We start from the raw sequence: 24079 nt of genomic DNA on the forward strand, positions 1-24079 counted from the left end.
GTCGCCTGATGGCGCTTCGCTTATCAGGCCTACATGTTATGCCGCCCCGAGCATCGGTGTATCACTCCACCATTGCTTCCAGGTGTTGGCGCAGCTCACCTTCCAGCGCCAGCGCCTTCTGCGTTTTCAGGTCAATACACACAAAGGTAATCAGCGCATCGGCGACAACCTGCCCTTCCGGATCCAGCGTAACCACCTGGCTGAGCACGCCGCTTTTGCCGTTTAGCTGCTCTACTTTACTGGTCACCGTGAGCACATCGCCCAATACCGCCGGACGGCGGTAGTTGATGTTGATATTCACCACCACGAAGGCGATGTGGTGCGCGCTCATCCACTGGAACCCTGCGCTATTTTCCAGCCCATCCCAACGAGCCTCTTCCAGAAACTCCAGATAGCGCGCGTTGTTAACATGCTGATAAACATCCAGGTGATAACCGCGAACTTTGATTTTCGTCTGCATAGCGCCATAGCCTTATTGTTTTAAATTATGAATAGAGTCAAAGGTCACACCACTGGTATGACCTCTTTAGTCTGGCAAATTTTCAGACGACTGCAAACCATCAAAGTAAATTAAAGCGTGAGGTGGGCCAGATTACGCTCAACCAGCGAGCTCCCCATACCCGGCACCTGCTTGAGGTCGTCCACCGTTTTGAAGGGGCCGTACTCTTCACGGTAGCTGACGATAGCCTGTGCTTTCTTCAGCCCCACGCCGTTCATCACCTGGGCGAGCGCTTCGGCTGACGCGGTATTAATACTGACCCGGGTGCCGTCCTCATCGGCCGCTTTCGTGGCCGGCGTGGCCTTCGCCTGTTCGCCGGAGGCGGAGCTGGCTTTACTCTGTTGCTGGGACGTTTTGGCCGCCACAGGCTGCGCGGCCTGCGCGCTAAAACTCATACCCAGGCAGGTCACGACCGCCGCAATAACACACATTTTGATTCCACGTTTCATGTTGATGTCTCCTTATGGTTGATGACCTGAGCACCATAACCAGCGGCAGAGCGACGCGCAAAAGGCAGATTTTAAATGTGGAAAAGGCCGCGAAAGCGGCCTTTGGTGTGTGCATCGCATTACAAATTTATGCGAGAAGCGTTCCGGATTATTGCTGCTGGTCGATGATATCGCCGAGTTTAATCTTCGCGGATTTACGCAGGTTGTTCATCATCGCTTCAAACGCGATCTGCGCGTTGTTCTGCGTAATGCCCTGAACCATTGCTTTCTTCTGCGCTTCCGGCATTTCGCCTGCTTTCACTTCGTCGAGCGCCAGCAGTACCACGTTGCCCTGCATATCGTTGCCGATACCGTAGCTCGGTTTATCTTTCTGCGGCAGCGGCAGCGCAAAGGCCGCCTGGCTCAGCGGGTCCTGACCCGTGCGGCTCAGCGTTTTGCTTGCGCTAAAGCTCAGGCCAGCGGCTTTCATCGCATCGTCACCTTTACCGTCTTTCAGCGCTACCAGCAGTTTCTCAGCATCCATCTTCGCCTGCTGCGCTGCTTTGTTGTGCTTAACGATATCGGTCACCTGCGCTTTCACCTCGGCCAGCGGTTTCACCGCTTCCGCTTTGTGCTCGCTCACGCGCAGGACGAAGGCACGATCGCCATCAACGGTAATGATGTCGGAGTTGCTGCCCGGCATGCCGTTTTCACCCACCAGACCGCCGTTAAAGATAGCGTCGGAGACGGGCTTAAAGTTCAGCTCCGCCGGCAGATTATTGCGGTCAAACCAGCCGGTTTCTACGGCTTTCACGCCTGCGGCCTGTTCAGCACCGGCCAGAGAGTCGTTATCGTTGCTCGCCGCGTCGCTCACTTTCTGCTGCAGCGCATAGAACGCGTCGAGCGCTTTTTCCTGCTTCACTTTGTTAGCGATGTCATTATGAACATCGGCCAGCGGTTTGACTTTTGCCGGCTGCACATCGTCCAGACGCGCGACCAGGAAGCCCACGGAAGATTTGATCACCCCTGACAGCTGGCCTTTCTCTTTCAGACCGGCATTTTTCAGTTCGTCCGGCAGCGTGGAAGCTTCCAGCCAGCCCATATCGCCGCCGTTACGCGCGGAGATAATGTCGGTCGATTTCTCTTTTGCCAGCGCGGCAAAGTCGCCGCCGTTGTTCAGCGCATCAAGCACCGATTTCGCATCGGCTTCGGTTTTCGTCTGAATCACGCTGTAGCGCTCGCGCTGCGGCTGGGTGAACTGATCCTGATGCTGATCGTAGTAAGACTGGATCTCGTCGTCAGAGACGTTCTGGCTCATCGCCGCAGCGTCCAGCTTAATGTAGCTGACGCGGAACTGCTCCGGTGCCACGAACTGACCTTTGTTCTGCTCGTAGTAGCTGGCAATTTCCTGATCGCTCACCTGCTGTTTCGCCGCCAGTGCGTTCACGTCAATCGTGGCTTCGCGCACCAGACGCTGCTGGGAAACCAGCGCCGCCAGTTGGTCGGTTTCGCCAGGCAGCATGAAGTCGGTACCGGCAACGGCATTAATCAGCTGCTGGGTGGTTAACTGGTTACGCAGCGCCTGCGCGTACTGGTCAGGGTTCATCCCCATTTGATTGATCAGTGCGCTGTAGCGAGTGTTGTCGAATTTGCCTTCGCTCTGGAACGCCGGGGTCGCAAAAATAGCTTTACGCACCTGCTCATCGCTGATGCCGAGGCCAAGGTCTTTGGCGTACTGGTCGAGCAGCGCTTCGTCGATCAGACGATTGAGCACCTGCTGACGCATGGTTTTGATGTAGTTTTCGTTGGCCGCCAGTTCAGAGAACTGATCGCCAAGCTGCTGCTGCATGCGATTACGTTCGCTGGCAACGGCATTTTCAAACTGGGCGCGACCAATTTCCTGGCCATTCACTTTCGCGGCAAAATTATTGCTACCGCCAATCAGGTAACCACTCACGCCGGTCAAGATGAACGACACGATAATGAGACCGAAAATGACTTTGATCACGACGCTGTTCGCTGCCGTGCGTAAATTGTCCATCATGGTGTAACAACACTCCGCTGTAGGTGACTTTTATATCTCGAGCAGCATAGCACGTGTGGCGGCTGCGCGTGAGGGCGTATTTTGACAAGAAACCGGGGCGGTTGTCAGCACACACCGCATATAAACACTTAAAAGTACGCATTAAGGCATAAAAAAAGGCACATCAGATGATGCGCCCTTGTACTTTTCCACATTCCCCTAGCGGGAAAGCGATCAGTTTACCGCGTCTTTCAGTGCTTTACCTGCACGGAATGCCGGAACTTTAGCGGCAGCAATAGTGATCTCTTTACCGGTCTGAGGGTTGCGGCCAGTACGGGCAGCACGCTCTTTAACCGCAAAGGTACCAAAGCCTACCAGCGCAACGTCATCCCCAGCTTGCAGAGATTCAGTAACAGAAGCAATTAAAGCATCTAACGCACGTCCAGCTGCAGCTTTGGAGATATCCGCGCCAGCAGCAATTTTGTCAATCAGTTGAGATTTGTTCACTGTTCTCTTCCTCTCTTTATTATTTATATCGCACCTGAATCCTTCACGGCGCAATCGCGGAGCAGTTATATCAGGACTCCCATGCCCTTACAACACCCGTTGTCGAAGACACACCTGCCAGCCGTCTAAATTAGCGAGACAAAAAAAGGCTGGCAAGTCAGTTTATGCTTGCCAGCCCGCTTTTTATTAACGCTCTTTGCGCGAGGTCACTATTTTGCCGTTACAACCTGCATTCCGCTGGGTTCGTTTTGCAGAGCAAGGGACAGAACTTCCTCAATTCGTTTCACCGGATGAATATCCAGATCCGCCAGAACGTTGTCCGGAATTTCTTCCAGATCGCGTTTGTTCTCATCAGGAATCAGAACAGTCTTAATACCGCCGCGGTGTGCTGCCAGCAGTTTTTCCTTCAGACCGCCGATCGGCAGCACCTGGCCACGCAGGGTAATTTCGCCCGTCATCGCCACGTCTGCACGCACCGGGTTGCCGGTCAGGCAGGAAACCAACGCGGTACACATCGCGATACCGGCGCTCGGACCGTCTTTCGGCGTTGCCCCTTCCGGTACGTGAACGTGGATGTCGCGTTTTTCGTAGAAATCTGGATTGATGCCCAGTTTTTCCGCGCGCGCGCGCACCACGGTCAGCGCAGCCTGAATGGACTCCTGCATGACTTCCCCCAGGGAGCCGGTGTAGGTCAGCTTGCCTTTACCCGGGACGCAGGCGGTTTCGATAGTCAGCAGATCGCCGCCCACTTCCGTCCACGCCAGGCCGGTCACCTGACCCACGCGGTTTTCGTCATCGGCGCGGCCGTAGTCAAAGCGCTGAACGCCGAGGTAATCGTGCAGGTTATCGCCGTTAATCTCGATGTGCTTCAGCGCTTTATCCAGCAGCAGCTGTTTCACCGCTTTACGGCACAGTTTGGAGATTTCACGCTCCAGGCTACGCACGCCCGCTTCGCGGGTGTAATAGCGGATAATACCGACAATGGCGCTGTCATCAACCGTCAGTTCGCCTTTTTTCAGGGCGTTACGTTCAATCTGCTTCGGCAGCAGGTGACGTTTAGCGATGTTCAGTTTCTCATCTTCGGTATAGCCAGACAGACGAATCACTTCCATACGGTCCAGCAGCGGTGCCGGAATATTCATGGAGTTCGAGGTCGCAACAAACATTACGTCGCTGAGATCGTAGTCCACTTCCAGGTAGTGGTCGCTGAACGCCACGTTCTGCTCAGGATCCAGCACTTCAAGCAGTGCAGAAGCAGGATCGCCGCGCATGTCGGAGGACATCTTGTCGATCTCATCAAGCAGGAACAGCGGGTTTTTCACGCCCACTTTGGCCATCTTCTGAATCAGTTTGCCCGGCATCGAACCAATATAGGTACGACGGTGGCCGCGGATTTCCGCTTCATCACGCACGCCGCCCAGCGCCATACGGATGTATTTGCGCCCGGTCGCCTTCGCGATGGACTGACCCAGAGAGGTTTTACCCACCCCCGGCGGCCCAACCAGACACAGGATCGGCCCCTTGATTTTGTTCACACGGCTTTGAACCGCAAGATACTCAAGGATGCGATCTTTCACGCGTTCCAGACCATAATGGTCGGTATCAAGGATTTCCTGTGCCTGGCGAAGGTCTTTTTTGACCTTGCTACGCGCATTCCACGGTACCTGCACCATCCAGTCGATATAGCCACGAACCACGGTCGCTTCAGCTGACATCGGCGACATCATTTTCAGCTTTTGCAGTTCGGCTTCGGTTTTCTCTTTCGCCTCTTTCGGCATTTTCGCCGCGTCGATCTTACGCTTCAGCGCTTCGTTCTCGTCCGGCGCGTCGTCCATCTCGCCGAGCTCTTTCTGAATGGCTTTCATTTGCTCGTTCAGATAGTACTCGCGCTGAGATTTCTCCATCTGCTTTTTCACGCGGTTGCGAATACGTTTCTCAACCTGCAGCAGATCGATTTCCGACTCCATCATCGCCATCAGATATTCCAGGCGTTCGTTGATGTCGGACATCTCGAGGACGGACTGTTTATCCGCCAGCTTCAGCGGCATATGCGCGGCAATGGTATCCGCCAGGCGCGCCGGATCGTCGATGCTGTTCAGCGACGTCAGCACTTCCGGTGGAATTTTTTTGTTCAGCTTGATATAGCCTTCAAACTGACCGATTGCCGTACGCACCAGCACTTCCTGCTCGCGCTCTTCAATCGCCGGCGACTCCAGGTACTCGGCCTTCGCCGAGAAGTGTTCGCCGTTGTCAGACAGCGCGCTGATACGCGCACGCTGAAGGCCTTCAACCAGTACTTTGACCGTACCGTCAGGCAGTTTCAGCATTTGCAAAATAGAGGCCACGGTCCCGACGGTGAAAAGATCGTTTACACCCGGCTCATCCGTTGAAGCGTCTTTCTGGGCGACCAGCATGATTTTTTTATCATGATCCATGGCCGCTTCCAGACAACGGATAGATTTTTCCCGCCCTACAAATAAGGGAATGACCATGTGCGGATAAACCACCACATCGCGCAACGGCAATACGGGGATTTCAATGCGTTCAGAACGCTCAGGATTCATAGAGCTCTCTCTTAGTTTAGTGTCCGCCAGGTAAGCTGGTCATGCGACTGTGCTTCACACAACCATTAACATGTAACCAGTATATGGGGATGTATTCCACACATTCAACGCCATGAATACGGAAAAATAAAAGGGGAGATAAAATCCCCCCTTTTTGATTAACTGATTGTATGAACTGGTGAATTATTCGCCAGATGCCTGCTGCGCTTCCGGCTTGCCGTAGATAAGCAGCGGTTCGCCCTGGCCAGCAATGACCGACTCGTCGATGACCACTTTCTCAACGTCTTCCATGGAAGGCAGATCGTACATGGTTTCGAGCAGCGCAGCTTCCACGATGGAACGCAAACCACGCGCGCCGGTTTTACGCGCCATGGCTTTCTTGGCAATCGCATCCAGCGCTTCGTCGCGGAATTCCAGATCCACACCTTCGAGGTTGAACAGCGCCTGATACTGCTTAGTCAGGGCGTTTTTCGGCTCTTTGAGGATCTGAATCAGCGCTTCTTCGCTGAGCTCAGTCAGCGTTGCCACGACCGGCAGACGACCAATGAACTCAGGGATCAGACCAAATTTGATCAGATCTTCTGGCTCAACCTGGGTCAGCAGTTCGCCTTCGCTGGCTTTGTCGGATTTTGCTTTTACCGTTGCGCCGAAACCAATGCCGGAGCCAGTTTCAACACGGTTAGCAATGACTTTATCCAGACCCGCAAATGCACCACCGCAGATAAACAGGATCTTCGAGGTATCAACCTGCAGGAACTCCTGCTGCGGATGTTTACGGCCACCCTGCGGCGGTACGGCTGCCACAGTGCCTTCAATCAGCTTCAGCAGCGCCTGCTGTACGCCTTCGCCGGACACGTCACGGGTAATTGACGGGTTATCGGACTTACGGGAAATCTTGTCGATTTCATCGATGTAAACAATACCGCGCTGTGCTTTCTGTACGTCGTAATCGCACTTCTGCAGCAGCTTCTGAATAATGTTTTCAACGTCTTCCCCCACGTAACCCGCTTCGGTCAGCGTGGTGGCATCGGCCATCGTGAACGGTACGTCCAGCAGACGGGCCAGCGTTTCGGCCAGCAGCGTTTTACCGGAACCGGTCGGGCCGATCAGCAGAATGTTACTTTTGCCGAGCTCAACGCCGTTGTTGGTATCACCATTGCGCAGACGTTTGTAGTGGTTATAAACCGCAACGGCCAGCACCTTTTTCGCCTGTTCCTGACCGATAACGTAGTCATCTAAGTGATGACGAATTTCATGTGGCGTCGGCAGAGCACTGCGTTCGCGATGCGGCGCCACTTCTTTAATCTCTTCGCGAATGATGTCGTTACATAAGTCGACACATTCGTCGCAGATATACACGGATGGGCCGGCGATGAGCTTACGCACTTCGTGCTGGCTTTTGCCGCAAAAAGAGCAGTACAACAGTTTGCCCGAGCCATCTTTGCGTTTATCTGTCATGAGTCAAAACCTCTTTTTAAGTTCTTTGTGCCGCATATGACGACGCAAATGCCATTCTTTAGCGCAAGCTGCTACGCAAGCGTTGTGCCGCCTCTAGTAGTATATACCCTGCGACGGCACGTGCGGTCATGACATTAGTTACGCTGACTCAGGATTGAGTCAACTAAGCCATACTCAACAGCTTCAGAAGCGGACAGGAAACGGTCACGCTCGGTGTCGCTTTCAATCTGCTCCAGAGACTTACCGGTATGGTGCGCCATAAGCTCATTCATGCGTCCTTTCACCTTCAGGATCTCACGGGCGTGGATTTCGATGTCCGTCGCCTGGCCCTGATAACCGCCCAGCGGTTGGTGAATCATCACGCGGGAGTTCGGCAAGCAGAAGCGCTTACCTTTTGCGCCTGCTGTCAGCAGGAACGCACCCATTGACGCCGCTTGCCCCATACAGATGGTGCTGACGTCTGGCTTGATGAACTGCATGGTGTCATAAATGGACATCCCTGCTGTGATCACGCCGCCTGGGGAGTTGATATACAGGTAAATGTCTTTTTCCGGGTTTTCCGCTTCCAGAAACAGCATTTGCGCCACAATCAGGTTCGCCATGTGGTCTTCCACCTGGCCGGTCAAAAAGATGACGCGCTCTTTAAGCAGACGGGAGTAGATATCAAAAGAACGTTCGCCACGGGAGGTCTGTTCGATGACCATTGGCACCAGGGCCATGTGGGGTGCAAAGTTATCTCTTTCGCCACTGTATGACATATCCGTCTCCTGGATAAAAAATAAAATAGCCACAACATTCAGATTATAGCGATGCGGCGAGTGATTCGTTCCCCCAGTAATGGGTACGATCTTACCCTATTTCAAGCATAACAATATTTTGTTGTTACGCTAACACCCAAACGGCGTTTTATCACGTCAGCTTTCGCTATCGCTGCAATAAAAAAAAACCCGTTACCAAAAGGCAACGGGTTTTTCTCAAAACCGTAAACCGGAAAGCGAAATTACGCCTGCTGATTCATCAGTTCATTGAAGGAAGTTGCTTTTTCAGTCACTTTCGCTTTTTCCAGAACCGCTTCAACAGCCTGTTCTTCCAGAGCGACACTGCGCATGTTTTCCATCAGCTCTTTGTTTTTGCTGTAGAATTCAATAACTTCTTTCGGATCTTCGTAGGCAGAAGCCATTTCTTCGATCAGGGTAGCTACGCGTGCTTCGTCAGCTTTCAGCTCGTGGGTACGAATCACTTCGCCCAGCAGCAGGCCAACCACAACGCGGCGTTTTGCCTGCTCTTCGAACAGTTCACGCGGCAGTTCCATCGCTTGCTGCTGGTTGCCACCGAAACGCTGTGCAGCCTGACGGCGCAGCACATCGATTTCGCTGTCGATCAGCGCAGCCGGAACGTCGATTTCGTTCGCTTTCACCAGGCCTTCAATTGCCTGAGATTTAACGCGGTTACGTACCGCGCCTTTCAGCTCGCGTTCCATGTTTTTACGCACTTCAGCGCGCAGGCCTTCAACGGTGCCGTCTTCAACGCCGAAACGTTTGATGAATTCAGCCGTCAGTTCCGGCAGCTCACGCTCTTCAACTTTCTTCAGGGTAATCGCAAATTTAGCCGCTTTACCTTTCAGATTTTCTGCGTGGTATTCTTCCGGGAAGGTCACGTCGATGGTGAATTCTTCGCCCGCTTTGTGGCCTTTGATACCGTCTTCAAAGCCCGGGATCATACGACCCTGGCCCATCGCCAGTACGAAATCGGTCGCTTTGCCGCCTTCGAACTCTTCGCCGTCTACGGAACCGATGAAGTCAACGGTTACGCGGTCTTCAGCGTCAACAGCGCCGTCTTTGTCTTTCCAGTTAGCCTGCTGTTTACGCAGGGTGTCCAGCATGCCGTCAACGTCGGCTTCGGTCACTTCAACAACCGGTTTTTCGACTTCGATTGCGTCCAGGCCTTTCAGCTCAACTTCCGGATACACTTCGAATTCTACGGCGTAGGTGAAGTCTTCGCCCAGTTTGTATTCGCCCGGAACATAGTTCGGTGCGCCAGCCGGGTTAATTTTTTCTTTGATGATCGCGTCAACGAAGTGACGGCTCATCAGGTCACCCAGCACGTCCTGACGCACGGAAGCGCCATAACGCTGAGCAACAACATTCATCGGTACTTTACCTTTACGGAAACCGTCAATGCGTACTTTTTTCGCTACGTTGACCAGCTCGCTTTTTACAGCGGTCTCGATGCTGTCAGCAGCGATAGTAATCGTTACACGGCGGCCAAGGCCCTGAGTGGTTTCAACTGAAACTTGCATCTTGTTACCTCAAAAAAATCACAGTGCTCGGTCAACTCTGAATCATGCCTTGCAGTACTGGGACGTTCTCTTTTAATCAGAAACCATTCCCTGTAGCCAGAATCATCCCGAAGACATTCCGAAAAATAAGACGCAGCATTATAGCGGCATCACTTTTATGAGTCGAGAACGGTTATCACGCGTTGCTGCGGCATTTTTCACAATTCCCGGCTAATTTTTGTCTGAATACTGTCTTTGGCGCGCAAAATTCAGACAAAACAAAACGGCCCGCAGGCCGTTTTCTCATAATCTGTACGCAACATACTGGAAAAGTTCCGCGTTGCAAATGCCTTTTCTACGCGATAGTGCCCGCGCCGCGACACGGCGGCGAAGCAAATACGGTATCCTGCAAACCTTCCCACTCTTTCCGCGTGTAAGTGTGTAGTGCCAGAGCATGTACGGTCGAGGCAAACTCCTCTGTTAGGGTGCCATAAATCATTCGGTGGCGATTAAGGAAACGCTCTCCGGTGAATCGATCGCTGACTAACACAACTTTAAAGTGGCTCTCAGAGCCTGCCGGTACGTTGTGGCGGTAGCTTTCATCGACAACTTCCAGGAACACAGGAGCAAACGCTGCCCTTAATTTTTCTTCGATTTGTTCACGCATCATCATGATATTACTCCTCCGACAACGTTAAGATGCCGCCTATCCCTTTAAATGTTAGCCGCTTTTACTGACTCCATTACACAAAGGCAACAAAAAATTAGCGTTCGCGCCATTTTATTTGTCAAGTAGATGAAGTTAACGTCTTTTACAATCCGTTCTCATCTGAAATCCTGGCGCAAACTGTCACGCGGTGCAGAAAAGCACCAACACGATGAAATTACATGCGTTGCCTACTTCCCCTGACCGTTGGCGATGTTATGATGACGGGAATTTTCAGTAAACAATGCGTTTGAGAACCCTAACATGTTAAAAAAAATCCTCTTCCCACTGGTAGCACTGTTTATGTTGGCCGGGTGCGCAACGCCGCCGACGACCGTTGACGTCTCACCGAAAATCACGCTGCCTTCCCAGGATCCTAGCCTGATGGGCGTCACCGTCAGCATCAACGGCGCCGATCAGCGCCAGGATCAGGCGCTGGCAAAAGTCACCCGTAACAACCAACTGGTCACCCTGACCGCTTCGCGCGACCTGCGCTTCCTGATGCAAGAAGTGCTGGAAAAACAAATGACCGCGCGCGGCTATATGATTGGCCCGAACGGCGCAGCAAACCTGCAGATCATCGTTAACCAGCTGTATGCTGACGTTTCTCAGGGTAACGTGCGTTACAACATCAATACCAAAGCCGATATCGCCATCATCGCGACCGCCGCTAACGGTAATAAGATGACCAAAAACTACCGTTCAAACTACTCTGTTGAAGGCGCGTTCCAGGCCTCTAACCAGAATATCGCCAATACCGTGGATAGCGTTCTGGGTGACACCATTGCCGATATGGCACAGGACACCGCCATTCACGATTTCATTAAACAAAACGCACGCTAATCCCGTCTCAGACCCGGCGCTTCGCCGGGTCTGAACGTATATACCTATGTCTGGTCACTATCTACGCATTTTTCAGCAACCCAAATCAGCCATTCTGCTGATTCTTGGCTTTGCCTCCGGCTTACCGCTTGCCCTGACCTCAGGGACGCTTCAGGCGTGGATGACGGTCGAGAATATCGATCTGAAAACCATCGGCTTTTTCTCGCTGGTCGGCCAGGCCTACGTCTTTAAGTTTCTGTGGTCGCCGGTGATGGACCGCTACACGCCGCCGTTCCTCGGCCGCCGTCGCGGCTGGCTGTTGACCACCCAATGCCTACTGCTGGTTGCCATTGCGGCAATGGGCTTCCTTGAGCCCGCCTCGCAGCTGCGCTGGATGGCGGCGCTGGCGGTCATTATCGCCTTCTGTTCCGCGTCGCAGGATATCGTCTTCGACGCCTGGAAAACCGACGTACTGCCTGCCGAAGAGCGCGGTGCCGGAGCAGCCATCAGCGTGCTGGGGTATCGCCTGGGGATGCTGGTTTCCGGCGGTTTAGCGCTGTGGCTTGCCGATAAATGGCTGGGCTGGCAGGGTATGTACTGGCTGATGGCAGCGCTGCTCGTTCCCTGCATTATCGCCACCCTGCTGGCGCCGGAACCCAGCGATGTTATCCCGGTGCCGAAAAGCCTTGAACAGGCGGTCGTGGCGCCGCTGAAAGATTTCTTTGGCCGTAACAACGCATGGCTGATTCTGCTGCTTATCGTCATGTACAAACTCGGCGATGCCTTCGCCATGAGCCTGACCACCACCTTCCTGATTCGCGGCGTCGGATTTGATGCCGGGCAGGTCGGGATGGTCAATAAGACTCTCGGTCTGTTTGCGACCATCATCGGCGCGCTGTACGGCGGCGTACTAATGCAGCGCCTGACGCTGTTTCGCGCGCTGCTGATTTTTGGCATTCTGCAGGGGGTTTCCAACGCGGGCTACTGGATGCTGTCGGTTACCGACAAGCACCTCTACTCCATGGCGGCGGCGGTATTCTTTGAAAACCTGTGCGGCGGTATGGGAACGGCGGCGTTCGTCGCGCTACTGATGACGCTGTGCAACAAATCCTTTTCCGCCACCCAGTTTGCCCTGCTGTCGGCGCTGTCGGCCGTTGGACGGGTCTATGTAGGCCCGATTGCCGGCTGGTTTGTCGAAGCCCACGGCTGGCCAACGTTCTATCTTTTCTCCGTCATCGCCGCGGTGCCGGGCATATTGCTGCTGTTAATCTGCCGCCGGACGCTGGAGTACACCCAGCAGACTGAGCAATTTATGCCGCGCGTATCCTACAGCGGCGGCTATCGTCTGGCGCTGCGTCTGCTCCTGGCTGGGGTCGCCCTGCTAGGCATCTGGCTGCTGCTGCTGATTAGCGATGCGCTTCATCTCTTTGCCGTAGCATGGTCCGGCACGTTGCTCGAAGCCGGGGTGCTCATTGCATTTATCGGTATCGTCTTTGGTTGCCTGCTGGACTATCTGGCACTGAGGAAAAGGCCCGTTTCACTCACTCAGTAAAAAATGCGGCATATCCGATGTAATCACGATGCGTAATAATAACTCACGCATCGTATATATCTTTTTTTATTTGCGCTTTTGTGCGCTTTAGAATTCTGGAAATTACTGGAACGTTTAAGGTATGCTTTATTTCATTAACCGATTCAGCACCAGACCAATTAAATTTTCGTCTTTTAATTGTCTTTTATTTGATGATTAATTGTTAATTATTTGTATATTTTTAGCAATGGTTATACCAATTGCCATCCCAACCCCTTCCCCATACCCTCTTTCGTTATAACGCCCGTCTGATGGGCTTTCCGCTCGGAAAATAGACATATTTAGCAACATCTGTGACAGGCACGGCAGAACCCAGTAACACATAACTGACAGAGCACCAATGATGTTTACAGTAATGTAACCTTCCCGTAAAATGACCCCACACTTTAAACGCCACCAACACCCCGTGGAATTGAGGTCGTTACATGAGACTCAGGAAATACAATAAAAACTTGGGATGGTTGTCATTAATCGCCAGCACGGTATTACTCAGCGGCTGCGATTCTGCACTACTTGACCCCAGAGGACAGATTGGACTGGAGCAGCGTTCGCTGATTCTGACGGCTTTCGGCCTGATGATGATCGTCGTCATTCCGGCCGTCTTAATGGCCGTTGGTTTCGCCTGGAAATACCGTGCGAGCAATAAAGATGCGAAGTATAGCCCGAACTGGTCACACTCCAACAAAGTGGAAGCTGTGGTCTGGACCGTGCCTATTCTTATCATCATCTTCCTCGCCGTACTGACCTGGAAAACCACTCACTCCTTAGAACCAAGCAAACCGCTGGTACATGACGAGAAACCGATCACGATTGAAGTGGTTTCCATGGACTGGAAATGGTTCTTCATTTACCCGGAGCAGGGCATTGCTACCGTCAACGAAATCGCCTTCCCGGCGAACGTTCCGGTGCAGTTCAAAGTGACCTCCAACTCCGTGATGAACTCCTTCTTTATCCCGCGTCTGGGCAGCCAGATTTACGCCATGGCCGGTATGCAGACCAACCTGCATCTTATCGCTAACGAAGCGGGTACCTACGACGGTATCTCCGCCAGTTACAGCGGCCCGGGCTTCTCTGGTATGAAGTTCAAAGCCATTGCGACGCCGGATCGTGCCACATTCGATCAGTGGGTCGCTAAAGCGAAACAATCTCCGAACACCATGGACGACATGGCGGCATTCGAGAAAGTGGCTGCACCGAGCGAATACAACAAGGTGGAGTACTTCTCCAGCGTGAAACCAGATTTGTTTAAAGCAGTGACCAGCAAATTTATGGATCACGGCAAAAGCATGAACATGTCCAAACCGGAAGGCGAACACGCAGCGCACGAGGGTATGGAAGGCATGGACATGAACCACGCGGAATCCGCTCACTAAGGGGCCGAGGAAGAAAACGATGTTCGGAAAATTGACACTGGATGCAGTGCCGTTCCATGAACCTATTGTCATGGTTACGGTCGCTGCCATTATCATCGGTGGTCTGGCGTTACTCGCCTTGATCACTTACTTCGGTAAGTGGTCCTACCTATGGAATGAGTGGCTGACTTCGGTTGACCACAAAAAACTGGGCATCATGTATGTCATCGTCGCTATCGTCATGCTGCTGCGTGGCTTTGCCGATGCCGTCATGATGCGTAGCCAACAGGTGCTGGCCTCCGCCGGCGAAGCTGGCTTCCTGCCACCTCATCACTACGATCAGATCTTTACCGCCCACGGCGTTATCATGATCTTCTTCGTGGCGATGCCGTTCGTTATCGGTCTGATGAACCTCGTGGTTCCACTGCAGATCGGCGCGCGCGACGTGGCGTTCCCGTTCCTGAACAACCTGAGCTTCTGGTTCACCGTTGTCGGCGTTATTCTGGTTAACCTGTCTCTGGGCGTAGGTGAATTTGCTCAGACCGGTTGGCTGGCCTATCCGCCGCTCTCGGGAATTGAGTACAGTCCGGGCGTAGGGGTCGATTACTGGATTTGGGCGCTGCAGCTCTCCGGTATTGGTACTACGTTAACCGGTATTAACTTCTTTGTGACCATCATCAAGATGCGTGCGCCAGGAATGACGATGTTCAAGATGCCGGTATTTACCTGGGCATCTCTGTGCGCCAACATCCTGATTATCGCCTCCTTCCCAATTCTGACGGTTACCATCGCGCTGCTGACCCTGGATCGCTATCTGGGCACCCATTTCTTTACCAACGATATGGGCGGCAACATGATGATGTACATCAACCTGATTTGGGCCTGGGGCCATCCGGAAGTGTATATCCTGGTTCTGCCGGTCTTCGGTGTATTCTCTGAAGTTGCCGCAACCTTCTCGCGTAAACGCCTGTTTGGCTACACCTCGCTGGTGTGGGCGACCGTGTGTATTACCATCCTGTCGTTCATCGTTTGGCTGCACCACTTCTTCACCATGGGTGCCGGTGCGAACGTTAACGCCTTCTTCGGTATTACCACGATGATTATCGCCATCCCGACCGGGGTGAAGATCTTCAACTGGCTGTTCACCATGTATCAGGGCCGCATCGTCTTCAACTCTGCGATGCTGTGGACCATCGGCTTTATCGTGACCTTCTCGGTCGGCGGTATGACCGGCGTTCTGCTGGCGGTGCCGGGCGCGGACTTCGTGCTGCACAACAGCCTGTTCCTGATTGCGCACTTCCATAACGTCATCATCGGCGGTGTGGTCTTCGGTTGCTTCGCCGGCCTGACCTACTGGTGGCCGAAAGCCTTTGGCTTCACCCTGAACGAGACCTGGGGCAAACGCGCCTTCTGGTTCTGGATCATCGGCTTCTTCGTGGCGTTTATGCCGCTGTACGTGCTGGGCTTCATGGGCATGACCCGTCGCCTGAGCCAGCAGATTGACCCGCAGTTCCACCCGATGCTGGTTATCGCAGCGTGCGGTGCTGCGCTGATCGCCTGCGGTATCCTGTGCCAGCTGATTCAGTTCTACGTCTCTATTCGCGACCGCGAGCAGAACCGTGACCTGACCGGTGACCCATGGGGCGGCCGTACGCTGGAGTGGGCAACCTCTTCCCCGCCTCCGTTCTACAACTTTGCCATTGTGCCGCACATTCATGAGCGTGACGCATTCTGGGAAATGAAAGAGAAAGGCGAAGCGTACAAACAGCCGACGCAGTATGAAGAAATTCATATGCCGAAAAACAGCGGTGCGGGTATCGTGATTGCCGCCTTCGCTACCGTCTTTGGTTTCGCCATGATCTGGCATATCTGGTGGTTGGCGATTGCCAGCTTCGCAGGCATCGTGATCACCTGGATCATCAAAAGCTTTGACGAGGACGTGGATTACTACGTGCCGGTTGCAGAAGTCGAAAAACTGGAAAATCAGCATTTCGATGAGATTTCTAAGGCAGGGCTGAAAAATGGCAACTGATACTCTGGCGCATAACGCCCACGCGCATGAACATGGGCATCACGATACAGGGCCGATGAAGATCTTCGGCTTCTGGATCTACCTGATGAGCGACTGCATTATCTTCGCTACGTTGTTCGCTACCTACGCTGTGCTGGTAAACGGCACGGCGGGCGGCCCGACCGGCAAAGATATCTTCGAGCTGCCGTTCGTTCTGGTTGAAACTGCACTGCTGTTATTCAGCTCCATCACCTACGGCATGGCGGCTATCGCCATGTACAAAAACAACAAGAGCCAGGTCGTTTCCTGGCTCGCCCTCACCTTCCTGTTTGGTGCCGGGTTCATCGCGATGGAAATCTATGAATTCCATCACCTGATTGTTGAAGGTATGGGCCCGGATCGCAGCGGCTTCCTGTCAGCGTTCTTCGCGCTGGTTGGTACGCACGGTCTGCACGTCACCTCCGGTCTTATCTGGATGGCGGTGCTGATGGTGCAGGTTTCTCGCCGCGGCCTGACCAGCACTAACCGTACCCGTATCCTGTGCCTGAGCCTGTTCTGGCACTTCCTGGACGTGGTGTGGATCTGTGTGTTCTCGGTTGTTTATCTGATGGGGGCAATGTAATGAGTCATTCTAACGATCATAGCGGCGCATCCCACGGCAGCGTGAAGTCGTACATGACAGGTTTTATCCTGTCTATCATCCTGACGGTGATCCCGTTCTGGATGGTGATGACCGGCAGCGCGTCGCATGCGGCGATTCTGGGCACCATTCTGGTGACCGCTGTGGTGCAGATTGTCGTACACCTGGTGTACTTCCTGCACATGAACAGCAAGTCTGACGAAGGCTGGAACCTGACCGCGTTTGTCTTTACCGTGATAATCATTGCCATCGTGGTGGTAGGGTCCATCTGGATTATGTGGAACCTGAACTACAACATGATGGTTCACTAAGAGCGGCGAGTATGTTTAAGCGATACCTGCAAGTAACGAAGCCTGGCATCATTTTTGGCAACCTGATCTCCGTGATCGGCGGTTTCCTGCTGGCCTCCAAAGGTCACATCGACTATCCGCTGTTCGTCTGGACGCTTCTCGGTGTGTCTCTGGTGGTCGCCTCGGGTTGTGTTTTCAACAACTACATCGATCGTGACATCGACCGTAAGATGGAGCGAACGAAGAACCGAGTGCTGGTTAAGGGACTGATTGCGCCAAAAACGTCGCTGGTCTACGCCACTTTGCTGGGTCTCGCTGGCTTCATGCTGCTGTGGTTCGGCGCCAATCCCCTCGCCTGCTGGCTGGGGGTAATGGGGTTCGTGGTTTATGTCGGCGTTTACAGCCTGTACATGAAGCGCCACTCCGTTTACGGCACGCTGATTGGTTCTCTCTCCGGCGCTGCGCCGCCGGTGATTGGCTACTGCGCAGTATCCGGCACCTTTGACAGCGGCGCGCTGATTCTGCTGGCGATCTTCAGCCTGTGGCAGATGCCCCACTCCTACGCTATCGCGATTTTCCGTTTTAAGGATTATCAGGCAGCGAACATCCCGGTACTGCCGGTGGTGAAGGGCATTTCGGTGGCAAAAAATCACATTACGCTGTACATCGTCGCTTTTGCTATCGCCACGCTGATGCTAACGCTTGGCGGCTACGCGGGTTATAAATACCTGATTGTTGCCGCTGCGGTGAGCGTATGGTGGCTCGGCATGGCGCTGCGCGGTTACAACGTGGAAGATGATAAAGTCTGGGCGCGCAAGCTGTTCGGCTTCTCTATCATCGCCATTACCGCGCTCAGCGTGATGATGTCGGTCGACTTTATGGTGCCGAATTCTCAGAACCTGCTGACTTACGTCTGGTAAAGAGACACCGTTTGATAAAAACCTCGCTTCGGCGGGGTTTTTTATTGCCTGAAGAAAAGCGCCCAATATTGATGTTTTCCTAAATATTGGCAAGGTCGCCGTTCAGACGGCTTATTCGAAGGGAAGAGGTATAGAATCACAGCGGGTGCTTGAGACTGTTTGTCTTAGGCATTACGCGAAAGGCAGATAGACAAAAGCCCCAGTTAACATTGAGCGTCCGGCAAGACGCTTAACATTAATCTGAGGCCCCTAAATGCAATACAACATTAGGTTAGCCTCTTACCGACCTTCGGGTCAAGGAGAAGTAGCCTATGAAGCGGAACAAGGTGGTTATTGTTGCCCTGGTAGTCCTCTGTATTACCGTCGTGATGTCGGTACTGGTCACGCGCAAAGATCTTTGCGCGGTCCGTATCCGCAGCGGGCATATGGAGGTCGCCGTCTTCACAGCCTACGAATCTGTTAAGTAAGAGACCCGGCGGGGAGTCATCCCCGCCACTCCTGATGCTACCAGGTATTCTCAACGCACCCAATTTTTTTCACCTGGCTAGCCCACCAGCATCGCCTGCGCGCTATACAGCAGATCGAGATGATCCCGGCACAGCGCCTCCAGCGACGTGCGCGACTGGTGGCTGGTCAGACTCAACGCTCCCCAGTACAGCCCTTCCCTATCAGCAAGTGGAACGGCGATCACCAGCATACCTATCTCAAACTCCTGCTCAATAGAGGCGTATCCCTGACGACGAACCTGCGCGATACGCTCCATCAATATCGGTACATCCGTCACCGTGTAAGGCGTTCGTTGCTCGCGGGCTACTCGCTGCAACACAGCCTCGCATTCAGCTTCCGGCAACGAGGCTAACCACAAGCGACCGCCCGCGGTGCAGTGAATCGGCACTCGTTCACCGAGCCGTACAGAAGTTGAGTTAAACGGCGTATGTTTGCTGCGGGCAATATAGACCAGCTCGTTGTCATCGATCACCCCCACCGACGCGTGTTCCTCTGTACGACTAGCAACATATTCAACAATCGGCCGTACCATACGCGGGAACTGCGCGGAATCAACGTAGGCCTGCCCCAAACGCAGCGTTTTCGCCATCAGCCAGTAATAGCGCCCATCGGTATCCAGATAGCCGTCGTGTACCAGCGTCAGGAAAAATCGGCGAGCCGCGCTCTGCGTCAACCCGCTCATTTTCGCCGCCTGCGGCACCGTCAGACGCGGGTTCGCCTTTGAAAAAAGCTGGATCAGCGCCAGCCCCTTTTGCAGCCCCACAATCAGATCGCGTTGATGAATCTCGTTTTGCATAGTTGTTCACACTTTTGCAACAGAGGGAGTCGAATACTGCGATTATCGCACTGTCGGTGCGATTAACAACCAACCCGTCCGAATTCTGCGTTGTCGCTCACCGCTTCCATTGAAATACTTACGCAACAGTTTATTAACAAGCGAGGTGAGCAATGGTCAGCGGATTTACTCAGGTCGTCGCCGTTATCGGGCATCCCATTACCCAGGTGAAATCACCGGAAAACTTTAACCACTACTTTGCCAGCCAGAGCATGGATAAGGTAATGATCCCGGTCGATATCGCGCCGGAAGCCGTTGCCGACTATCTGAACGCCCTGCGCGGCTGGCAGAATATGAGCGGTATTTTGGTTACCATTCCCCATAAACAGCGCGTTGCCGGGCTGCTGGATAGCCTGACATCGCGCGCCCGTCATCTGAATGCGGTCAACGTAGTTCGCAAGCTGGCGGACGGCCGCTTAGAGGGCGATATGCTTGACGGCGTCGGCTTCCTGCGCGCCGCCGACGCGCACGGTTTTGCCACCGTCGGCAAGCGCGCCCTGCTCACCGGCTGCGGCGGCGTCGGTAGCGCCATCGCCTGGAGTCTGTGCGAAGCGGGCATCCACAGTCTGGCCCTGCACGATCGCGACGACGCCAGCCGCCAGCGTCTGGAGAATCGTCTCGCCACCCATTTCCCGAGCGTCCACCTCACCGCCCTGCCCGAATCGCTGGCGGAAATCGATCTGCTGGTCAACGGTTCTCCTGCGGGTATGGCGGGCTTCGATCCGCTGCCGCTAAGCCCAGCGCTGCTTGAAACGTTAACCGCCGCCACGCACGTTGCCGATGTCGTCACCGCACCGGTTGTCACCCCGCTGCTGGCCTTCGCCAGCGAGCGTGGCTGCCGCACGCAAACCGGGCCGGAAATGGCGCTAGCGCAGATGGAGCTGATTGGGCAGTTCATCGGTGCGATACCCTCACCACATGAGGTCGCCGCATGAAAAGCTGGGACGTGATCGTTATCGGCAGCGGTGCGGCGGGGTTTGCCGCCGCCGTGACGGCCTGCTGCAAAGGGCTCTCCGTGCTGATGCTGGAAAAAGCGCCGCACTTTGGCGGCACGTCGGCGATCTCCGGCGGCGCGGTGTGGATCAACGATACCGACCAGGCGCGCCACCTCGGCAAAAGCGGCTCCCCTGAGGAGATAAAAACCTACCTGCGCACCATTATTGGCGACACCCATTATCGCCCGGAGATGGTGGATGCGTTTGTTCACGCCGGGCGTGACGCGCTGGCCTTTCTCGAGCAGCAAGGCGCGGTGAAATATAGCCTGCGCCCCCTGTCGCCGGACTATTACCCGGATGAGCCCGGCGCAGTCGACGTGGGCCGCGCGCTGGAAGTGGTGGAGTACGACGGGCGCGAGCTGGGCGAACACTTTAAAACGCTGCGCTCACCGCCGCCGGGGATGCTGCTGTTTGGCGGCATGATGGTTAACCGCGTCGATATTCAGCATTTCCTCGATATGCGACGCTCATGGCGCTCATTCCGCCACTGCGCAAAGCTGCTGCTGCGCTACGGACGCGACCGACTGCGTCACCATCGTGGCACCCGTCTGGCAATGGGCAACGCGCTGATCGCCCGCATGGCCACGCTGGCGCTGCGCAAAGGGCTGGAGCTGGAGCTTAACGTGACGGTGAAATCGTTGACGGAGCAGAATGGTCGCGTCACCGGCGTCGAAATTGAGCGCGACGGCAAATCGGTCGCACTGCACGCGCGTCGCGGCGTGGTGCTAGCCGCCGGAGGATTCGCCGCCGGGCGTATTGCGCCGCAGTTCCGCCCCGCAACTCAGCAGCACTACACCATGTCGCCCGCGACCAATGATGGCGCCGCATTTCAGCTGGGGCTAGGCGTTGATGCCCGTCAGGGGGCCGATCTGCCATCTAACTTCTTCTGGGCGCCGGTCTCCGTGCTGCGCCGTCCGGACGGCAGCGAAGAGCGGTTTCCGCACCTGGTCACCGACCGCGCCAAGCCGGGGATGATTGCCGTCAACCAGCACGGCCTACGCTTCGTCAATGAGTCCAACTCCTACCACCACTTCGCCAGCGCCATGCAGCAACAGCCGGAGAACGCTCCCTGCTATCTGCTTTGCGACGCGAATGCGATGAAGCGCTATGGCCTGGGGCTGGCGCGTCCAGCGCCGGTCAATAACGATGCGCTGGTCAACGCCGGGTATCTGCATCAGGCGCAGAGCCTGGGCGAGCTGGCGCAGCAGTTGGGTATCGACCCGCAGCAGCTTGAGCAGACCGTCGCCGATTATAACCAGGACGCACAAACCGGCCACGACAGCGAATTCAATAAAGGCGGCAACAGCTACAACCGCGCGATGGGCGATGCGGCACACCGCCCGAACGCCTGTAACGCGCCGCTGTTAAGCGCGCCGTTTTACGCCATCAAACTGTTTACCGGCGATCTGGGCACCTCGCGCGGGCTGGTCACCACCGCCGACGCGCAGGTGATTAACCAGCAGGGCCAGCCCATCGGTGGGCTATACGCCGTCGGCAACGACATGGACTCGCTGATGGCGGGCACCTACCCCGGCCCTGGGATCACCCTCGGCCCGGCGCTCACCTTCGGCTATCTCGCCGCAGTGCATATGACCAACACATCCCCACTCACTTCAGGAGAAGCATCATGATCTACGAAAAACGCACCTACACCATCAATCCGCTGAAGATGGCTGACTGGCTCGCGCTGTACAAAAGCGACGCCTTTGCGGTCCAGACTGAGCATCTCGGTAAGCTAATAGGCTTCTTCTTTACCGAGATTGGCGTAGTCAATCAGGTGGTTCACATCTGGGCTTACGAAAGCCTGGACGATCGCCTGGTGCGGCGCGCGCGTATGGCACAGGATGAGCGTTGGCTGACCTTCTCGCGTAAAAACCGCGAGCTGGCAGCGGTTGAACGTCTGGAGTCGGTCCTGATGCGCCCGACCGATTTCTCCCCGCTGCAATAAGGAGGCATACATGAGCAGGCTCGTTGAGGTGGATATGCTGGTCATCGGCTCCGGTGCGGCGGGGCTGTCAGCCGCAGTGACCGCGGCGCTGCACGGCGCGCGAGTGCTGGTCGCTGAAAAAGAGTCGACGATTGGCGGCACCAGCGCCTGGTCCGGAGGCTGGCTGTGGATACCACAGAATCCACTCGCCCGCGAGGAGGGTATTATCGAGGATGACGCCGCACCGCTGGCCTATCTTCAGGCCGAAATGGAGGGACGTCCGGCCGATGCGCGCCTGCGGACTTTTTTACGTTACGGGCCGGAGATGGTGGATTTTTTCCGTCGCCGTACCGCCGTGCAATTTGTGTCTGGCAGTAAAATGCCGGACTTTCACAACAGCCAGGGCTTCGTTAACGGCGGTCGTTCGGTTACCGCTCAACCCTATGACGCTCGCGAGCTGGGCGACTGGCTGCATCGCCTGCGTCCACCGCTTGAAACCATCAGTCTGGCGGGAATGGGCATCGCTGGCGGCGAGGATATGGCGCACTTTTTTAACGCCACTCGCTCGCCGCGATCCGCACTGTATGCCGCACGACGGCTCGCGCGTCATGGCTGGCAGCGACTGCGCCACGGGCGCGGCCGCCATCTGGTCAACGGTAACGCGCTGGTGGCTCGCCTGCTACGTTCAGCGCTGGACGCCAAGGTCAGTTTTCAGCTCAACGCCCCGGTGACGCGGCTGTTACAAAACGCCAGCGGCGTGACCGGAGCCATACTGAGTAGCGATGATGGCGAAATTCAGATCAACGCCCGTGCGGTTGTGCTGGCCTGCGGAGGTTTCCCGCACGACAAGCAGCGACTGGCAGAACAGGTACCCCACGCAGCACAGGGCTACGGTCATTTTTCCGCCGCACCGCCGGGGAATCAGGGCGATGGCATTCGCCTTGGCGAAACGGCCGGCGGGCAGTTTGATCGCTCACTCAAACACCCGATGGCGTGGGCGCCGGTGTCGCGCGTGTCGCTGGCCAGCGGCATACAGCTGGCCTTTCCGCACCTCGTTGAGCGCGCTAAGCCGGGGTTTATTGCGGTGCGGGACAACGGCAAACGCTTCGTTAATGAAGCGGACTCCTACCATGACTTTATCGCCGCGCTGATCGACGCCACGCCGGAGGGCGAAAAACCGGCGGCGTGGCTGATTGCCGACAGCCAGGCGCTGCACCGTTACGGCCTCGGTCACGCGCGGCCCACGCCGTTCCCGGTAAAAGCCTGGCTGCGTACCGGTTACCTGCAAAGTGCCAGCACGCTGGCAGAGCTGGCGCAAAAATGCAGCATCGACGGCCCGGCACTCAGCGCTACCGTCGCGCGCTTCAACGACTTTGCCCGTCAGGGGCGCGATGACGACTTCCAGCGCGGCGCTTCCGCCTACAACCGCGCGCAGGGCGATGCCAGCCACCAGCCCAGCCCCACGCTGGGGGCGCTGGAAAAGGCTCCGTACTATGCGGTGCGTATTCTCCCCGGCTCGCTCGGCTCGTTCAGCGGACTGAAAACCGATGAGCAAGCGCGGGTGCTCGACGTAAAACAACGCCCGATCCCCGGCCTGTTTGCCGTGGGTAACGATATGTCGAGCGTGATGCAGGGGTTCTACCCCAGCGGCGGCATCACGCTTGGCCCTGCCATGACCTTCGGTTATCTGGTGGGGAAAAACTTCGCCAAAAATATAACACCTTAA

The 24079-nt window shown here is 55.2% G+C and carries 22 protein-coding genes; 12 read left to right on the top strand and 10 right to left on the bottom strand.

Annotated elements, in window-relative coordinates:
- Positions 1-61: 61 nt before the first annotated feature.
- From H7R56_RS17975 to bolA, 9 genes are all read right to left on the bottom strand, one after another.
- Positions 62-460 carry a YbgC/FadM family acyl-CoA thioesterase gene (locus H7R56_RS17975; protein WP_106927968.1) on the bottom strand — a complete coding sequence of 133 codons (399 nt, stop codon included), beginning with the start codon at positions 458-460 and terminating at the stop codon, positions 62-64.
- Positions 461-570: 110 nt separating this feature from the next.
- Positions 571-948, bottom strand: a complete 378-nt coding sequence (locus H7R56_RS17980; protein ID WP_106927970.1) for a helix-hairpin-helix domain-containing protein — start codon at positions 946-948, stop codon at positions 571-573.
- Between the two features lie 148 nt (positions 949-1096).
- Entirely contained in the window at positions 1097-2971 is a 1875-nt protein-coding gene (gene ppiD, locus H7R56_RS17985; RefSeq protein ID WP_106927972.1) for a peptidylprolyl isomerase, read from the bottom strand.
- A 213-nt stretch (positions 2972-3184) separates the two neighbouring features.
- Positions 3185-3457, bottom strand: a complete 273-nt coding sequence (gene hupB, locus H7R56_RS17990; RefSeq protein WP_035895161.1) for a nucleoid-associated protein HU-beta — start codon at positions 3455-3457, stop codon at positions 3185-3187.
- A 209-nt stretch (positions 3458-3666) separates the two neighbouring features.
- The gene (gene lon / locus H7R56_RS17995) at positions 3667-6021 is read right to left on the bottom strand and encodes an endopeptidase La (protein WP_106927974.1); all 2355 of its coding nucleotides are present in this window, start codon (positions 6019-6021) and stop codon (positions 3667-3669) included.
- Positions 6022-6204: 183 nt separating this feature from the next.
- Entirely contained in the window at positions 6205-7479 is a 1275-nt protein-coding gene (gene clpX / locus H7R56_RS18000; protein ID WP_106927976.1) for an ATP-dependent protease ATP-binding subunit ClpX, read from the bottom strand.
- Positions 7480-7613: 134 nt separating this feature from the next.
- Positions 7614-8237: an ATP-dependent Clp endopeptidase proteolytic subunit ClpP gene (gene clpP / locus H7R56_RS18005; RefSeq protein ID WP_035894303.1), complete on the bottom strand. Its 624-nt coding sequence runs from the start codon at positions 8235-8237 to the stop codon at positions 7614-7616.
- 242 nt (positions 8238-8479) lie between these two features.
- Positions 8480-9778 carry a trigger factor gene (gene tig / locus H7R56_RS18010; protein ID WP_106927978.1) on the bottom strand — a complete coding sequence of 433 codons (1299 nt, stop codon included), beginning with the start codon at positions 9776-9778 and terminating at the stop codon, positions 8480-8482.
- 334 nt (positions 9779-10112) lie between these two features.
- Positions 10113-10430 (bottom strand): transcriptional regulator BolA, encoded by a 318-nt coding sequence (gene bolA, locus H7R56_RS18015; RefSeq protein ID WP_106927980.1) that lies wholly within the window; start codon positions 10428-10430, stop codon positions 10113-10115.
- Between the two features lie 297 nt (positions 10431-10727).
- Between bolA and H7R56_RS18020 the strand changes: the two genes are divergently transcribed.
- The 8 genes from H7R56_RS18020 (at position 10728) to H7R56_RS18055 (ending at position 18556) form a co-directional block, all read left to right on the top strand.
- A complete protein-coding gene (locus H7R56_RS18020; RefSeq protein WP_106927982.1) occupies positions 10728-11306 on the top strand; it encodes a lipoprotein in 579 nt (192 codons plus the stop codon).
- 46 nt (positions 11307-11352) lie between these two features.
- Positions 11353-12837, top strand: coding sequence for a muropeptide MFS transporter AmpG (gene ampG, locus H7R56_RS18025; RefSeq protein WP_106927984.1), 1485 nt, complete (start codon positions 11353-11355; stop codon positions 12835-12837).
- 464 nt (positions 12838-13301) lie between these two features.
- Positions 13302-14249, top strand: a complete 948-nt coding sequence (cyoA, locus tag H7R56_RS18030) for a cytochrome o ubiquinol oxidase subunit II (RefSeq protein WP_182928324.1) — start codon at positions 13302-13304, stop codon at positions 14247-14249.
- Positions 14250-14268: 19 nt separating this feature from the next.
- Entirely contained in the window at positions 14269-16260 is a 1992-nt protein-coding gene (cyoB, locus tag H7R56_RS18035) for a cytochrome o ubiquinol oxidase subunit I (protein ID WP_106927988.1), read from the top strand.
- Entirely contained in the window at positions 16250-16861 is a 612-nt protein-coding gene (locus tag H7R56_RS18040; protein WP_106927990.1) for a cytochrome o ubiquinol oxidase subunit III, read from the top strand. Before cyoB ends, H7R56_RS18040 begins: the two co-directional genes overlap by 11 nt.
- A complete protein-coding gene (locus tag H7R56_RS18045) occupies positions 16861-17190 on the top strand; it encodes a cytochrome o ubiquinol oxidase subunit IV (RefSeq protein ID WP_106927992.1) in 330 nt (109 codons plus the stop codon). The genes H7R56_RS18040 and H7R56_RS18045 overlap by 1 nt, the downstream gene beginning before the upstream one ends.
- Positions 17191-17201: 11 nt before the next feature.
- Positions 17202-18089, top strand: coding sequence for a heme o synthase (gene cyoE / locus H7R56_RS18050; RefSeq protein ID WP_106927994.1), 888 nt, complete (start codon positions 17202-17204; stop codon positions 18087-18089).
- A 311-nt stretch (positions 18090-18400) separates the two neighbouring features.
- Entirely contained in the window at positions 18401-18556 is a 156-nt protein-coding gene (locus H7R56_RS18055) for a Hok/Gef family protein (RefSeq protein ID WP_106927996.1), read from the top strand.
- A 77-nt stretch (positions 18557-18633) separates the two neighbouring features.
- Here H7R56_RS18055 and H7R56_RS18060 read toward each other — a convergent pair whose 3' ends face one another.
- On the bottom strand, positions 18634-19392 hold the full coding sequence (locus tag H7R56_RS18060; protein ID WP_106927998.1) for an IclR family transcriptional regulator domain-containing protein: 759 nt from the start codon (positions 19390-19392) through the stop codon (positions 18634-18636).
- A 152-nt stretch (positions 19393-19544) separates the two neighbouring features.
- On the opposite strand from H7R56_RS18060, the gene H7R56_RS18065 reads away from it, so the two are divergent.
- The 4 genes from H7R56_RS18065 to H7R56_RS18080 are packed head-to-tail and all read left to right on the top strand — an operon-like array spanning position 19545 to position 24079.
- Entirely contained in the window at positions 19545-20366 is an 822-nt protein-coding gene (locus H7R56_RS18065) for a shikimate dehydrogenase family protein (protein ID WP_106928000.1), read from the top strand.
- Positions 20363-22057 carry an FAD-dependent oxidoreductase gene (locus H7R56_RS18070; RefSeq protein WP_106928002.1) on the top strand — a complete coding sequence of 565 codons (1695 nt, stop codon included), beginning with the start codon at positions 20363-20365 and terminating at the stop codon, positions 22055-22057. Before H7R56_RS18065 ends, H7R56_RS18070 begins: the two co-directional genes overlap by 4 nt.
- On the top strand, positions 22054-22374 hold the full coding sequence (locus H7R56_RS18075; RefSeq protein ID WP_106928004.1) for an NIPSNAP family protein: 321 nt from the start codon (positions 22054-22056) through the stop codon (positions 22372-22374). Before H7R56_RS18070 ends, H7R56_RS18075 begins: the two co-directional genes overlap by 4 nt.
- Positions 22375-22384: 10 nt before the next feature.
- Positions 22385-24079: an FAD-dependent oxidoreductase gene (locus H7R56_RS18080; RefSeq protein ID WP_106928006.1), complete on the top strand. Its 1695-nt coding sequence runs from the start codon at positions 22385-22387 to the stop codon at positions 24077-24079.

Source organism: Klebsiella sp. WP3-W18-ESBL-02 (assembly GCF_014168815.1).
GTDB classification, from domain to species: domain Bacteria; phylum Pseudomonadota; class Gammaproteobacteria; order Enterobacterales; family Enterobacteriaceae; genus Kluyvera; species Kluyvera ascorbata_B.